This window comes from Streptomyces sp. SID13726, assembly GCF_010548375.1.
Classification (GTDB): Bacteria; Actinomycetota; Actinomycetes; order Streptomycetales; family Streptomycetaceae; genus Streptomyces.
Genome location: NZ_JAAGLY010000018.1, coordinates 23,584 through 37,454, shown reverse-complemented (window position 1 = coordinate 37,454; position 13,871 = coordinate 23,584). Strand labels below are relative to the sequence as shown.

The 13,871-nt window shown below is 68.3% G+C and carries 11 protein-coding genes and 1 pseudogene; 9 read left to right on the top strand and 3 right to left on the bottom strand.

What is annotated here, in order from left to right; translation table 11 throughout:
• Nucleotides 1–181 precede the first annotated feature (181 nt).
• Entirely contained in the window at nucleotides 182–1,405 is a 1,224-nt protein-coding gene (locus G3I78_RS34605; protein WP_164432047.1) for an IS4 family transposase, read from the top strand.
• Nucleotides 1,406–1,578: 173 nt separating this feature from the next.
• Here G3I78_RS34605 and G3I78_RS34600 read toward each other — a convergent pair whose 3' ends face one another.
• The 3 genes from G3I78_RS34600 to G3I78_RS34590 form a co-directional block, all read right to left on the bottom strand.
• The gene (locus tag G3I78_RS34600; protein WP_203615918.1) at nucleotides 1,579–3,135 is read right to left on the bottom strand and encodes an amidase; all 1,557 of its coding nucleotides are present in this window, start codon (nucleotides 3,133–3,135) and stop codon (nucleotides 1,579–1,581) included.
• 531 nt (nucleotides 3,136–3,666) lie between these two features.
• Nucleotides 3,667–4,242, bottom strand: coding sequence for a TetR/AcrR family transcriptional regulator (locus G3I78_RS34595; RefSeq protein ID WP_164432038.1), 576 nt, complete (start codon nucleotides 4,240–4,242; stop codon nucleotides 3,667–3,669).
• Nucleotides 4,243–5,056: 814 nt separating this feature from the next.
• Nucleotides 5,057–6,052: a helix-turn-helix domain-containing protein gene (locus G3I78_RS34590; RefSeq protein WP_164432036.1), complete on the bottom strand. Its 996-nt coding sequence runs from the start codon at nucleotides 6,050–6,052 to the stop codon at nucleotides 5,057–5,059.
• A 144-nt stretch (nucleotides 6,053–6,196) separates the two neighbouring features.
• On the opposite strand from G3I78_RS34590, the gene G3I78_RS34585 reads away from it, so the two are divergent.
• The 8 genes and pseudogenes from G3I78_RS34585 (at nucleotide 6,197) to G3I78_RS34555 (ending at nucleotide 13,642) form a co-directional block, all read left to right on the top strand.
• Nucleotides 6,197–7,153: a nuclear transport factor 2 family protein gene (locus G3I78_RS34585; protein WP_343243932.1), complete on the top strand. Its 957-nt coding sequence runs from the start codon at nucleotides 6,197–6,199 to the stop codon at nucleotides 7,151–7,153.
• 178 nt (nucleotides 7,154–7,331) lie between these two features.
• On the top strand, nucleotides 7,332–8,249 hold the full coding sequence (locus G3I78_RS34580) for an alpha/beta hydrolase (RefSeq protein ID WP_343243931.1): 918 nt from the start codon (nucleotides 7,332–7,334) through the stop codon (nucleotides 8,247–8,249).
• Between the two features lie 269 nt (nucleotides 8,250–8,518).
• Nucleotides 8,519–9,457: pseudogene (locus tag G3I78_RS51330) on the top strand (NADP-dependent oxidoreductase); the annotation flags it as partial.
• Nucleotides 9,443–10,246, top strand: a complete 804-nt coding sequence (locus G3I78_RS52315; RefSeq protein WP_343243938.1) for a nuclear transport factor 2 family protein — start codon at nucleotides 9,443–9,445, stop codon at nucleotides 10,244–10,246. The pseudogene G3I78_RS51330 and the gene G3I78_RS52315, both read left to right, overlap by 15 nt.
• A 35-nt stretch (nucleotides 10,247–10,281) precedes the next feature.
• Nucleotides 10,282–11,142 (top strand): MBL fold metallo-hydrolase, encoded by an 861-nt coding sequence (locus tag G3I78_RS34570; RefSeq protein ID WP_164432033.1) that lies wholly within the window; start codon nucleotides 10,282–10,284, stop codon nucleotides 11,140–11,142.
• A 75-nt stretch (nucleotides 11,143–11,217) separates the two neighbouring features.
• Nucleotides 11,218–11,796: a TetR/AcrR family transcriptional regulator gene (locus G3I78_RS34565; RefSeq protein WP_164432031.1), complete on the top strand. Its 579-nt coding sequence runs from the start codon at nucleotides 11,218–11,220 to the stop codon at nucleotides 11,794–11,796.
• A gap of 81 nt (nucleotides 11,797–11,877) precedes the next feature.
• Nucleotides 11,878–12,660, top strand: a complete 783-nt coding sequence (locus G3I78_RS34560; protein ID WP_164432029.1) for an SDR family oxidoreductase — start codon at nucleotides 11,878–11,880, stop codon at nucleotides 12,658–12,660.
• A 169-nt stretch (nucleotides 12,661–12,829) separates the two neighbouring features.
• Nucleotides 12,830–13,642: an oxidoreductase gene (locus tag G3I78_RS34555; RefSeq protein ID WP_164432027.1), complete on the top strand. Its 813-nt coding sequence runs from the start codon at nucleotides 12,830–12,832 to the stop codon at nucleotides 13,640–13,642.
• Nucleotides 13,643–13,871 lie beyond the last annotated feature (229 nt).

Here is a 13,871-nt window from a genome sequence, read left to right as displayed (position 1 = left end):
GGCGTGCGCGATCTGCCAGGTCGCGGCACTCTCCGGCTCTTGAGCTGTTCCCGCGTGACGGTGGTCTCAGGGGTGCCGCGGCGGCGAACGCGAGGATTCCGTCCCGGATGTTCCCGGGGCGGGCGGTCGGGTCTAGACGCAATGCTGGTGACTTAGCTGTCCTGTTCTCGTTGGTTGTGGTGTGGCGAGGGTGGGGCAGGTCAGGGCGCCTGCGGCTGAGCGGTTGTCGGACCGGATTGCGATCGGGGTGCTGACGCGGGCGTTTCCGCCGCAACTGATCGATGAGGTGGTCGCGGAGACCGGGCGGGGTGAGCTGCGCAGCCGTCTGCTGCCGGCCCGGGTGGTCGTGTATTTCGTGCTGGCGATGTGTCTGTTCTTCGGGCAGCCGTATGAAGAAGTCGCGCGGCTGTTGGGCGACGGGCTCGGCGGCGGGCGGCGGTCCTGGCGGGTGCCGACGACTGCGGCGGTCGGGCGGGCGCGTCGGCGCCTGGGCGTGGAGCCGTTGAAGGTGTTGTTCGCGCGGGTGTGCTGTCCGGTGGCGGTGCCGGAGACGGCGGGTGCCTGGTATCGGCGGTGGCGCCTGGTGGCGGTGGACGGCACGACCTTGGACCTGGCGGACACGGCGGAGAACGACAGCTTCTTCGGCCGCCCGGGCTCGGGGCGGGGAACGGGCGCGTTCCCGCAGGCCAGGCTCGTGGCGCTGGCCGAGTGCGGGACCCACGCGGTGTTCGGTGCGGCGGTGGGCCCGTTGTCGGTCAGTGAGCCGGTGCTGTCCCGGCAGCTGTTCGGCGAGCTGCGGGCGGGGATGCTGCTGCTGGCCGACCGGGGCTTTTACGGGTTCGAGTTGTGGCAGGCCGCCCGGGCAACGGGCGCGGACCTGCTGTGGCGGATGCGTAAGAGCGCGGCTCTGCCCGTGGTGCAGGTCCTGGCCGATGGCTCCTGCCTCAGCACGGTCCATGCCGAAAAGGACCGCAAGAGCCGCCGCAGCCCTGTGGCGGTCCGCGTGATCGAGTACACCCTCGCCCGCACCGGCGACGCCACCGTCTACCGGCTGCTGACCACCCTGCTCGATCCTGAGCAGGCACCGGCGAAGGAACTGGCCGCGCTCTACGCCCAGCGGTGGGAGATCGAGACCACGCTGGACGAGATCAAGACCCACCAACGCGGTCCGAAGCTCATCCTGCGTTCGAGATACCCGTGGGGCGTGGAGCAGGAGATCTACGGCTTCCTCCTGGTGCACCACGCCATCCGGCAGCTGATGCACCAGGCCGCCACCGGCCGGGGTCTTGATCCCGACCGCCTCTCCTTCACCCGGTCCCTGCGGATCGTGCGCCGCCAGGTCCCGGCCCAGGCGGCGTTTTCCCCCCGGCAGACTCGCCGGGGCACTGACCCGCACCCTGGCTGAGATCACCGAACGCCTGCTGCCCGCACGCCGTCATCGGACCTGCCCCAGAGTGATCAAACGCAAGATGTCGAACTGGCCGCTCAAACGGGCCGAGCATCGCAACCGGACACCACCCGCACTCGACACCGTGACCATCACCCCACAAGCCACAACCTAAGTCACCAGCATTGGGGCTAGACGAGGTCCGGAGGCGGCACGAAGCCGTCTACTTCCCGGCCGAGCAGTGCGGCGAATTCGATGGTGGTGAGATCGCCCCCGCTCGGGCCCATGGCCTGCAGACCGATGGGCAGTCCGCTCCTGCCCCTGCGCACCGGGATGGTCGTTGCCGGCCCTCCGGAGACGTTGGCGACGGCGCTCCACTTGACCTGGTCCCAGTAGGGACGTCGTACCCCGTCGACTTCGAAGGGCCGCCCGAACCAGTCGATCGGCTTGTCGTGATGAGCGGGGGCGGCCGTCGGGGTGACCGGCATGAGCACGATGTCGAAGTCCTGGAAGAACTCGAACCAGCGCTGCCGGAGCTCGTTGCGCACCATATGGGCCTGCAACCAGTGGAAGTGGGACTGGAAGGTTCCGCGCAGGGCGGGGCCGGCGTCGCCGCGCGGATGCTGGACGAACCGGGCCAGCGTCGCGGCACTGGGGGCAGGAGCGAGGCCGGTGCGGTCGCCTGCGCCGAAGAGCAGAGGCGAAAAGGCCTTCCGGTGATTCGTCTCGATGTCGACGGGGAGGCTCGCGGGCTGGACGGTGATCTTTGCACCGGCCGTCCGCAGCACGGCGACCACATCATCCATGGCTTCCGTGACGTCGCGGTCGACCGGACACGAGGGATCCTCGCTCCAGACGGCGACCCGGAAGTCGCCGAGCCTGGTCGCGCGCGGCGGTGCGAGCGTGTAGCTGAAACCGCCGTCGTAGTCGGCCGGCCCGACCGTCGCCCGCAGGATCGGGACGAGATCACGGGCGTCGCGGACCTGGGCGCCGCCGCAGGCCATGTCGGCCTCCGTCCAACGTCCAGCGCCCGGGCCGTAGGGAACGTGTCCGATGAGGGGTATCGAGCGCCAGGTCGACTTGTGGCCGTACAGGCCGTTGAAGTGGGAGGGAATCCTGGTCGACCCGCCGATTTCCGAGCCGAAATCGAATGCCGTGAGGCCCGCCGCGGTGGCGACGGCGCCGCCCCCGGCGGATCCGCCCGAGGTGCGGGTGGTGTCCCACGGGTTCGATGAAGGACCGAACACCGGGTTGTCGGCCTGGACGTCCTGGTTGCCCGGAGGCATGTTGCTCTTGCCCATGATCACGGCACCGGCCGCGCGCAGCCGCTTGACCGCCTCGGCGTCCTGGTCGGGCACGTGGTCCTTCAGGTCCGTGCGCCCGCAGACGGTGCGCATGCCTGCGGTCTCGTAGCTGTCCTTGACCGTGATCGGCACGCCGTGCAGCGGACCGAGGTCCTGCCCCGCCGCCCGCGCGGCGTCGGCCTTTCCCGCCTCGCGGCGGGCGCGCCCGGGATCCAGGGTCACCACTGCGTTCAACGCGGGGTTGTGGACGGCGATCCGCTCGAGATAGATCTCGACGAGTTCCCGGCTGGAGATCTCACCCGCGGCCAGCGCGCGTGACTGCTGCACGGCGGACTGGAAGGGGACGTCACTCACGGCATGCCTCATCTCTGACTCTGACGGCGCCGAATTGAATGGCGGCCATAATATTACATTCGGCAGACCATAGGCCTGGGGCGGGTGCAAGGCAATGACTTTGCGGAGGGGGATTCTGCGGCGCGGCACGGGCGGACGGCACGGGAAGGGACCATCGAGATGCCCGGTCGACGGTTCAGGCGGGACAGGACCGACGGCTCCGGCATCCACGCTGATGTCGGATACCGGTTGGCCAGCAGAGGCTCCTGCGCTCATTTCTCATTTCGCGTCCAAGGGCGGCCTCGTCGCCGACATCGTCGTAGAGGAGCTCGCACGCGCCGCGAGATACGGCACTTTGACGCCCGGCTTCTGCGGACGTGAGGGGCTTCGTCCGCGCCTGTGCCGAACCGGGGCGCGCGTCGGATACCCAGCCGCCGCCCTGTTTGGCGAGACCGGCCGCCGTGCGGACGCCGCCAAGCGCTGTCCCGCGTCGCCTGCACCTCATCGATACGGGGCAGTTGACCGGCATGAGCAGCAGCGACCGGTCCAGGCTGGCTTCGGCCCGCAAACCTGGGGCCGAGCTGGAGATGGTCCGCTCGATCGGTTGGCGGATGGCTCCTCGGCGGCTCCAGCTCGGACCCCTCATGCAGCCGGACACCGGACGGCATCCATCAGCAGGTCAAGCATGCGGCCCAACTGGCCGCGCCCGCCTGCCGATGAGGTCGTGGTGAACATGCCGACGAGCGTGACGACGATGTCCTCGGCGTGGACATCGTCGCGCAGCGTCCCGGCGGCTGTTCCGGCATCAAGGATGGCTTGCACCGCGGCGCGAAGCTGTGCGCGTGCCGGTGACGCGGTCACGATGTCGGATGCGAGAACGGCGCGCAGCGCGTCCGCCGTCTCTTGTCTTGTACTCGCGTAGTCGGCGAAGCGGTCCATCCAGCTGCGCAGTGCGTGAGCTGGATCTTCGATGCGGAGGAGGGCCTCGGCCTCGGCGCACAGCTGGTCGAGCTCCTGCTGGTAGATCGCTTCGACCAGTGCTTCTCGCGTGGGGAAGTGCCGGTACAGCGTGCCTATCCCCACACCGGTGTCCCGCGCAATCTGCTTCAGGGACACCGGCGCCTCGGATGCGAACGCGATGCGCGCGGCGTCGAGCAGGCGGGCGCGGTTGCGTGCGGCGTCCGCGCGGATGGGTTTGGGTGTGTCACGGATCGACATGGTTCCAAGGGGCCTTCGGCTGTTTCTGCGGCGAGAAGCGGAGGAGCCTCCGCCTTGCTGAGTCGGCGGAAGGCGCCGACGGAGTTGGCGCCACGTGCGGGTCGGTGGAAAGGCGGATGACGTCCCAGGGGTGCATCGAGGCCGAGGAACGTCACAGGGGAGGCAGGAGGCTGTTGTGGCAAGTCCGTTGTCCATGCTGCGGGCCCTCGAACTTAAACTGATGATCGTAATACTAAAGGAGGGGGGTGAAGGTAGCAAGAGGGCCCCTGCGGTGAGTTGAGGAGTTCCTCCAGTGCCCAGTCGCCCAGGCTGACCCTCAGTCCCGGTTCGCGCCGAGCCGTTCCATCGTCCGCGGTTTGGCGGAGATGCAGAAGGCGCCCAGGACCGGGTACCGCCCCCGCAGCGATCCGGGAAGTCTCCCGCTTGCTGCACTGCAGGGTGAAGCAAGCAAGCCGGCAAGGACTTTCGGCACCGGCCGCCGTGCGGGCCGTACTCGATGCGCAGGGCCTGGCGGCCAGGGTGTCCTGTTCGCCGGCCGCTGCCTGCTGTCGCAGCGCTTCGGGCACGGTGCCCGTGAGGCCGAGGCGTGCGACGACTTCGTGGGAGTGCTGTCGGCGTCCGCGATCGTTGCGGTGAGCGCATCGTCGGCCCACTTCGTGTTGAACGGGCCGCCTCGTAGCTATGGGCAGGGTTTGCCCTGTCTGTTGTCCACGCGTCGACTGACGTCGAGAAGGGAACAGCACCTCAGATGCCGGACGTGATCGTGGCGCTCGTTCCCGGTTCGCGGAAAGGCTCCGATGCCGGGGCCGGCTCGCTACCGCGTTCGCAGAGCGGTATGCGCGGTGGTGCTCGGCGGGTTGGGGGACGGGGCGCCGCGGAAAGTGCGCCGGTAGGCGAGCGGTGAGACGCCGATGGCGGCATGCAGGTGTTCTCGTAGCGATGTGCCGCCTGCGAAGCCGACTTGACCCGCGATCTCGTCCACCGGCAGGTCGGTGGTTTCCAGGAGGTGTCGTGCCCGGTCGACGCGCTGCTGGATCAGCCAGCGCCCCGGGCTCATGCCCACCTCTTCGGTGAAGCGGCGGGCGAAGGTGCGCAGGCTCATGTGGGAGCGCTCTGCCAGGTCCGTCAAGGTCATCGGCTCGTAGAGGTTCTCCAGCGCCCACTGGCGGGCGGTGGCCGTTCCGCTGGCTGTGGTCTCGGGCACCGGGTGCTGGATGAACTGCGCCTGTCCTCCGTCGCGCCATGGGGGGACGATGCACATGCGGGCCACCTGGTTGGCGACTTCGCTGCCGTGGTCCTTGCGGATGATGTGCAGGCAGACGTCGAGGCCGGAGGCGGCGCCGGCCGAGGTGAGTACGTCACCGTCGTCGATGAACAGGACGTCCGGGTCCAGTGCGACTTTGGGGAACCATTCGCGGAAAAGGTCCGTGACCACCCAGTGGGTGGTGGCCGGTCGGCCGTCGAGGAGCCCCGCGGCGGCCAGCACGAAGGCGCCGGTGCAGATCGATACGAGGCGGGTGCCGGGAGCCGTGGCGGCGAGTGCCTCCACCACGGCCTGGGGCACCTCCCGGGTCACGGCGGTGGTGACGAAGGGTGGGATGACGACGGTGTCGGCGGTGCGCAGTGCCTCCGGGCCGTGCTCGACGGTGATCGAGAAGTCGGAGTTGGTACGGACCGGGCGGCCGTCGACGGTACAGGTGCGGACCTCGTAGCGGCCGTCTGCGGCCCCGAAGACCCGGCTGGGAATGCCCAGCTCGAAAGGATATACACCGTCGACGGCCAGGACGACGACGCGGTGGACGGCTGTCATGGCAGGATCCCGTCGATAGTTGTCATTCATGCCATGGTACCGGACGGTGGCGGCAGCCACGCTGAACGCATGACGAACACCGCCACCATGCGGGTCATTGGCCAAGATGCTTACGACTCCCCTGAGTTCGAAGAAGTGAGCCCTGTGAACACCACCACGTCCGTCCGCCGTCGTACCCTCGCCGCCGCGATCATGGCCGTCGCTCTCACCGGTGCCGCCGCCGTCCCCTCGACAGCTTCCGCACTCTCCCGGACTCCCGGCCACGGCCGAGTGGCGGGGACCCCCGTCGCCGGGTACGGCGAAAGTGCCCGCCTCGGCTACCAGAAGGCTGTCGTGGTCCAGGTCATGAGGGGCGTGTTCGAGCGGGGCGACACCTCGGTGGTCGACCGTTTCGTGCGGCCGGACTACATCCAGCACAGCCCGCTGGCCCCCGACGGCGCCGAGGCGCTCAAAGCCTTCGGGGCCGCCTTCCGAGGGCAGTACCCGCATGCCAGGTTCGACATCAGGCGGGTCATCTCCGAGGGTGACCTGGTGCTCGTGCATTCCCACGTCGTCCTGACCCCCGGCACGCGCGGTATCGCCGTGTTCGACATCTTCCGCTTCCGGGGCGGGAGGATCGCCGAGCACTGGGACGTGGTGCAGGACGTGCCGGCGACCACGGCCAACGGCAACGACATGTTCTCCACGATCAGCCGGCCCCGGACCGGGGCGCCGGGCCCCGCGCGGCTCACCGAGTACAACAAGAAGCTGGTCACCGCGTTCGTCGAGCAGTACCTGGTGAAGAAGGATCTGTCCGCCATCGACACCTACGTGGGCCCCGAGTATCACCAGCACAACCCCTACATCCCCGACGGTGTGGCGGGCGCGAAGGCCGGACTGGGTGCCTACTTCGCACAGTTTCCGCAGTTGGTGGCCACTCCCAAGCGGGTGATCGCCGAGGGTGATCTGGTGGCCGTCCACCTCCACACCGTCAACGTGCCCGGCGAGCGGGGCCAGGCGGTCGTGGATCTCTTCCGGGTGAGGGGCGGGAGGATCGTCGAGCACTGGGACGTCGTGCAGGACGTGCCGGAGACCTCCGCCAACAACAACACGATGTTCTGACGGCCGGCAGGCCGTGACCGCCACGGCTGCGGCCGCAACGATTTACGAACTCAGCGTACGTATGTGACGTCCGAATCGGCTGCACCCCCCTTAAGAGGTCCTCGCTGCTGACGCGTTCCCGAAAGGGAAGGGCCATGCGGGCCGGGTGTGCCCGACAAAGGCCCCATGGAGGTGCCCTGTGTCTGATCACGCCGCAGTTGAACTGAGCCCGGAAGCGATCGCGTTCGCGGACTGGATGGCCCAACTGGCCGTTCCCGAGTCGGAAGTGGATGCGCTGCGCACTCGGGTGGAGTCGGTCCACCTCAAGGCCCGCGAGCCGGAAGGCGTCACCTACAAGGAAGTCGACGCGGGCGGCGTCCTGGGGATCTGGTGCGAACCGGTCGGCGCCAACACCGACTACGTCCTCCTGCACGGTCACTCAGGCGGCTCCGTTCTGTCGTCGGCGTTCGTCGACCGAAAGGTCGGCGGTCATATCGCCAAGGCCGCAGGGGCTCCCGTGCTGGTCCTGGACTTCCGGCGGTCGCCGGAGCACAAGTACCCGGCGCAACTCGACGACATGGAGTCGGCCTTCAACTGGCTGCTCTCCGAAGGGTATGCGGCCGGGAACATCATCTCGATCGGTCACTCCATCGGCGGGTTCCTCGCCGTCGCTCTGGCGCTTCGCCTCCGCGACAAGAAGCAGCCGCTGCCCGGCGCCATCGTGTCGATCTCTCCCTGGTGCGACCTTGAGATCGCCAGCAAGACCATGGAGACCAACGCCGAGACGGACAAGATGCTCAGCAGGGAAATACTGCAGTTCTTCCGGGAGTCCTGGCTCGGCGGCACGGGCATCGAGTTCACGGATGCGAGGATCAACTTGAACCGGGCAGACCTGAGTGGTCTGCCCCCGACCCTCGTCTCCTGGGGGACGTACGAGGTTCTCGCGGGCGAGGACGAGGAGTTCGCCGCCCGCGTCAGCAACGCCGGGATCGACACCGCGACCGTCGTGGTCCACGGAGGCCAGCACTCCTACGTGCTCGGCGCCGGCCGCGTTCCGGAAGCCGACGCCGCCATCGCGCAGATCGGTGCGTGGATCCGCGACAAGACCACGATCTGACCCGGTCCGGCCGGGCGGCCACCAGGACCGCTCGGCCGTCGTCGGCTGACCGGCCATGCCGACCATCGGGGACATGTTGATGACGCTGCCGCCCTCGGCCATGAAGGGGATCGTGTAGTTCACCAGTACTCCAGGCCGAGGTACCCGGGTTCGACGCCGCAGCGACCACCCGCATGGCGTGATCCCGTTAAAACTTGGCATTCGTGCCATGGCGGTCCATGGCGCCGGGTGGCGATGCTGAACGCATGACGAATAACAACACTGCCACCATGCGTGCCATCCGACAGGAGACCCACGGTTCCCCCGAGGTGCTCAAGGAGGTCGAACTGCCCCGGCCCGAGCCGGGGTTGAGCGAAATCCTGATCGCCGTCCGTGCCGCGGGCGTCAACCCGACCGACTGGTGGAACCGAGCCCAGGCCCTGACCATCGACCGCCTGCCGCTCATCCTCGGCTGGGACGTCTCCGGAGTCGTCGAGGCTGTCGGCACCGGCGTCACCACCTTCAAGCCGGGAGATGAGGTCTTCGGCATGCTGCCCTACCCGCACGGGGTCGGAGCCCATGCCGAGTACGTGACCGCTCCCGCCCGTTCCTTCGTCCACAAGCCCGCCGGGATCGACCACATCCAGGCCGGCGCCATCCCGTTGGCCGCCCTGACCGCGTACCAGGCACTCGTGGACACCGCCGACGTCCAGCCCGGGCAGCGGGTGTTCATCCACGCGGCAGCCGGGGGCGTCGGCCATCTCGCCGTCCAGATCGCCAAGTCCCGTGGCGCGTATGTCATCGGCACGGCCAGCGCCGCCAAGCATGACTTCCTGCGTTCCCTCGGGGTGGACGAGGCCATCGACTATCACACGGTCGACATCACCGAGGCCGTCAAGGACGTCGACGTCGTCCTCGACCCGGTCTCGCTGGATGCCGACGCCCGCGCGCGCTCCCTCGCTGTTCTGCGCCCGGGTGGCACCCTCGTCTCGATCCTGCCGGTACCTGTCGGCCCCGACGAGTTGGCGAAGTTCGCAGAACGCGGCGTCCGCTTCGAGTCCCTCCTCGTGGAGGCGGACCAGGCGGGCATGAAGGCCATCGCCGACCTCGTCGAGGACGGCGCCCTGCACGCCCACATCGAGGCGACGTTCCCGCTGGCCGAAGCCGCCAAGGCCCACGCTCTCGGCGAGACCGGCCGCACGACCGGCAAGATCGTGCTGACCGTGGACGGGACCGACAAGGGACGGATCGCCGCCCAGACTCTCCGGGCCGCGTTCGAGGGCAACAACCACGGTGTCATCGACCGCAACGTGCGACCGGACTACATCCAGCACAACCCGCTGGCCCCCGACGGCCCCGAGGCCATGAAGGCCTTCGGCGCCGCCTGGCAGCAGCAGTTCCCGGACGCCACGTACGAGGAGAAGCGGGTCGTCACCGAAGGAGACCTGGTGCTCCTGCACTCCCACGGTGTCCTGGTTCCCGGCACCCCCGGGCTCGCCGTCTTCGACATCTTCCGTTTCCAGGACGGAAGGATCGCCGAGCACTGGGACATCCTCCAGGAGGCACCGGCGACCACGGCCAACGGCAACGACATGTTCGCCACCCTCAGTGCCCCGCAGACCGACGCGCCCGGCCAGCGGCAGTTCACCGCGCGCAACAAGAAGCTCGTCACCGACTACGTGGACCGGCTTCTGGTTCGCAAGGACCTGGCGGCCGTCGACGAGTACCTGGGCACCGATTATCACGAGCACAGCCCGAACATCCCCGAGGGGCCGGCGGGTGTGAAGACCGGCCTCGCCGCGTACTTCGAGCGGTTCCCGCAGCTGAGCGTGGCGCCGAAGCGAGTCATCGCCGAGGGCGATCTGGTCGCCGTCCAGAGCCACTACGTCGAGGGGCCGGGGGAGCGCGGGCGGGCCGTCATCGACCTCTTCCGGGTGCGGGACGAGAGGGTCGTCGAGCACTGGGACGCGTCGCAGGACGTCCCGGAGGCTTCCGCCAACGACAACACGATGTTCTGACGGCCCAGGGTCGTACTGATATGAGGGAGGGACACATGAGCGGGTTGGCGTATGAAGTGTTCGTGACGCCGGCGATTTCGCAGAGCAGCGGCACCCTGAACCTTCCCGACGGGGAGCCGATGGTGTGGTCACCCACCGCGACGACCCTGATCTACGGCGAGCACGACGCGGTCCTCGTCGATCCGCCCTTCACCACCGACACCGCCCGCGAGGTGGTCGCCTGGGCGGAGAAGACCGGCCGGACTGTCACGGAGATCTACATCACGCACGGCCACGGCGACCACTGGCTCGGCGCTCCCGTCGTCCTCGAACGCTTCCCGGACGCCGTGGTCCGTGCGACGGCCGGGACAAAGGCGCACATGGACACTCTCGCCACCGCCGAGTCCCGTGAGGAGTTCTGGGGCACGCTGTTCCCCGGCCGGATCTCCACGGGCCCGGTCGACGTGAAGGTCGTCGGCGAGGAGGGGCTGAGCCTGGAGGGGCACACGCTCATCCCGGTCGAGGTCGGTCACAGTGACAGCGACGACACGACTGTGCTCTGGGTACCGAGTCTGAAGCTGGCTGTCGCCGGCGACGTCGTCTACAACGGCGTGCACCTCTCGCTCGCGGAATCCGCGGGCGGAGGCCGCGACGCCTGGCGACGCGCTCTCGACCAAGTGGAGGCGCTGGGGGCGGAGTTCGTGGTGTCCAGTCACAAGGACCCCACCCGTCCGGACGACCCTGCCGACATTGGCCGCACTCGGCGCTACCTCGACGACGTGGACCGGCAGCTGGAGCACTCCCACACATCGATGGAGTTCTTCGAGGCGATGACGAGACTCCATCCCGAGCGCATCAACCCGGGCGTGCTCTGGTTCGGAGCCCTCACACTCCTGTCCGGCGAACCGGCTCCGTAGCCGCTCGAGAGCTCGCCTGCCTGGCCGACAGCGAGTATTTGACTTGCAGGTACAAAATGGTGCTATGGTCGTGCCATGGGAAGGCCCAAGCAGTTCGACCCCGACACGGCGGTCGAACAAGCGATGCAGGTGTTCTGGCGGCAGGGATATGCCGCCACGACGCCGCAGTACCTTGTCGACGCCCTGGGCATCGGCAAGGGCAGTCTCTACAACACCTTCGGGGGCAAGCGCCAGTTGTTCGATCTGGCGCTGCGCCGCTATCTGGACCTGCAGAACTCGGCCCTGGCGGAGCTGCTGGAGGGCTCCGGGCCGGTCAAGGAGCGACTGCGCGATGCGCTGTACTTCGTCGCCCAGACGGACCTCGCCGACCTCGACCGCCGCGGCTGTCTCGTGCTGAACGCCGCGATGGAGTTCGGACGCACGGACGAATCCGTGACGGCCGAGGTGCAGGGCATGTTCGACCGCATGGAGGGCGCCTTCCGTGCCCTGGTCGAAGAGGGGCAGCGAGCCGGGGAGATCGACCCCGGGCGTGACGCGAAAGCTCTGGCCGGCCTGCTGCTGAACACCATCAACGGCATGAAACTCGCGGCCCGTGTCGAGTCGGGGCCGGATCGCCTCCTCAGGGTGATCGACGCAACCATCGACCTCCTCTGATCTCGCCAGCGCGTAGGCGCTGGCGAGAGCGTGCTGTGTTGTGCCCAAATTTTGTACCTACAGTTCAAGAAAAGGATTGCCATGAATCTCGACCTGGCGAACAAGACCGCTGTCGTGACCGGTGCCAGCCGCGGTATCGGGCTGGCCACTGTCCGCGCACTGGTGGACGAGGGTGTACGCGTCCTCGGTGCCGCCCGCACGATCACCGGTGACCTGAAGGAGACCGGGGCTGTCACGGTGAGCGCCGACCTCGGCACCGCCGAGGGTGCGCGCACCCTGATCGACACGGCCCTCGCGGAGCTGGGTGGCATCGACCTGCTGGTCAACAACGTCGGAGGCGGCGACGACCTCGCCGTCAAGGGGTTCCTCGACACCGACGACGAGCAGTGGGCGTCCCTTCTCGACATCAACCTGCTCAGTACTGTCCGGGTCAGCCGGGCCGCGCTTCCCAGCCTCATCGAGCGCAAGGGTGCGATCGTCAACGTCTCCTCGGTCGTCGCGCACCTGCCGGGTCTCGGCCCCGTCGCCTACTCCACCGCCAAGGCGGCGCTCACCGCACTCGGCAAGACCCTGTCCGAGGAGTTCGGCCCCCAGGGCGTGCGCGTCAACACCGTCTCACCCGGCCTGGTGCGCAGTTCCATCTACGACAGCCCGGAGAAGTTCGGCGGGCAGGTCGCCGCGGCCTTCGGCATGGACATCGCCACCTTCGTCGAGCAGGCGCCCGGAGCCCTCGGTATCACGACCGGCCGTCTGGTCGAGCCGAAGGAAGTGGCGTCCCTCATCACCTTCCTGCTCTCTGACGTCACTGCCAGCGTCGCGGGCGCGGACTACCTGATCGACGGCGGGCAGCTCAAGGCTGTCTGACCCTGCCCTGCGGTGCGAGCACCTGGCGGACTGGTGATCGTCGCGTGCTACGGGTCGGAGCGTCCGAGGTCGCCGACCGGTCCCGGCCATGTGTGAGCGCAGGGTGTCCGTGGCCGGTGCACCTGCTGTTATATTATGAATGTAATTTCAAAGGATTGGGGAGCTGGTCATGGCAGCAAACAGGCCGGTGGCGCTCGTGACGGGCGCGTCCTCGGGTGTCGGCAAGGAGACAGCGCGCGCGCTCGTCGACGCCGGGTTCGACGTGGTCGGGACGAGCCGGAAGGCGACAGGGAACACCGCTCGCGGAGTGACGTTCCTCCCCCTCGATGTGACCAGCGACGACTCGGTCAGCAGCCTCGTCCAGCAGGTGATCGAGCGGTTCGGACGCATCGACGTCCTGGTCAACAACGCCGGGGTCGGCGCCAACGGAGCCGCCGAGGAGATCTCCGTCGCCCAGGCGCAGTACCTCTTCGACGTCAATGTCTTCGGCCTCATGCGCATGACCAAGGCCGTCCTGCCGTACATGCGCGGCGAGGGACGTGGACGGATCATCAACGTCTCCTCCGTGGGAGGGTTCGTCCCCAACCCCTTCATGGCCGTCTATGTCGCGACCAAGCACGCGGTCGAGGGCTACTCCGAGTCCCTGGACCACGAGGTTCGCGAGCAGGGCATCCGGGTGCTGCGCGTCCAGCCCGGCCCCATCAACACCCCGTTCGACGAGAACATGATCCAGGCCGACAGTCCTCTGCCGGTCTACGCACGGCAACGGGCCGTCTTCGACGAGGTGGTGCAGGAGCAGATGAAGGGCGGTGACCATCCCGCCGCGATCGCCAAGGTGATCGTCGCGGCGGCGACCGACACGAAGCCGAAGCTGAGCTACCCCGCCGGCTCGATGGCCGCGCGCGTGAGCGTGCTGCGCCGCATCGTCCCAGCCCGGGCCTTCGACAAGAGCGTCCGCAAACTCAACCGGATGGCCGGCTGACCGCCGGGGGCCGGGAACCCGCCGACGGGACCGCAGGCGTAGATCCCGGGGTGCGTGTGATGGTGCCGGCCGGCGGATGAGTACGTGTCCCGGCGAGAGGACCGCACCGCGCAGCAACACAGGGTAAAGCTTCGTCGCGCGTCCCGTTCCGACATCGCGCAGGCCGGCCCGGACGCCTGCGCGACTGTCCGGCCCCTCTTCGGCTGCCCGCCGCGATTTTCCGGCACGG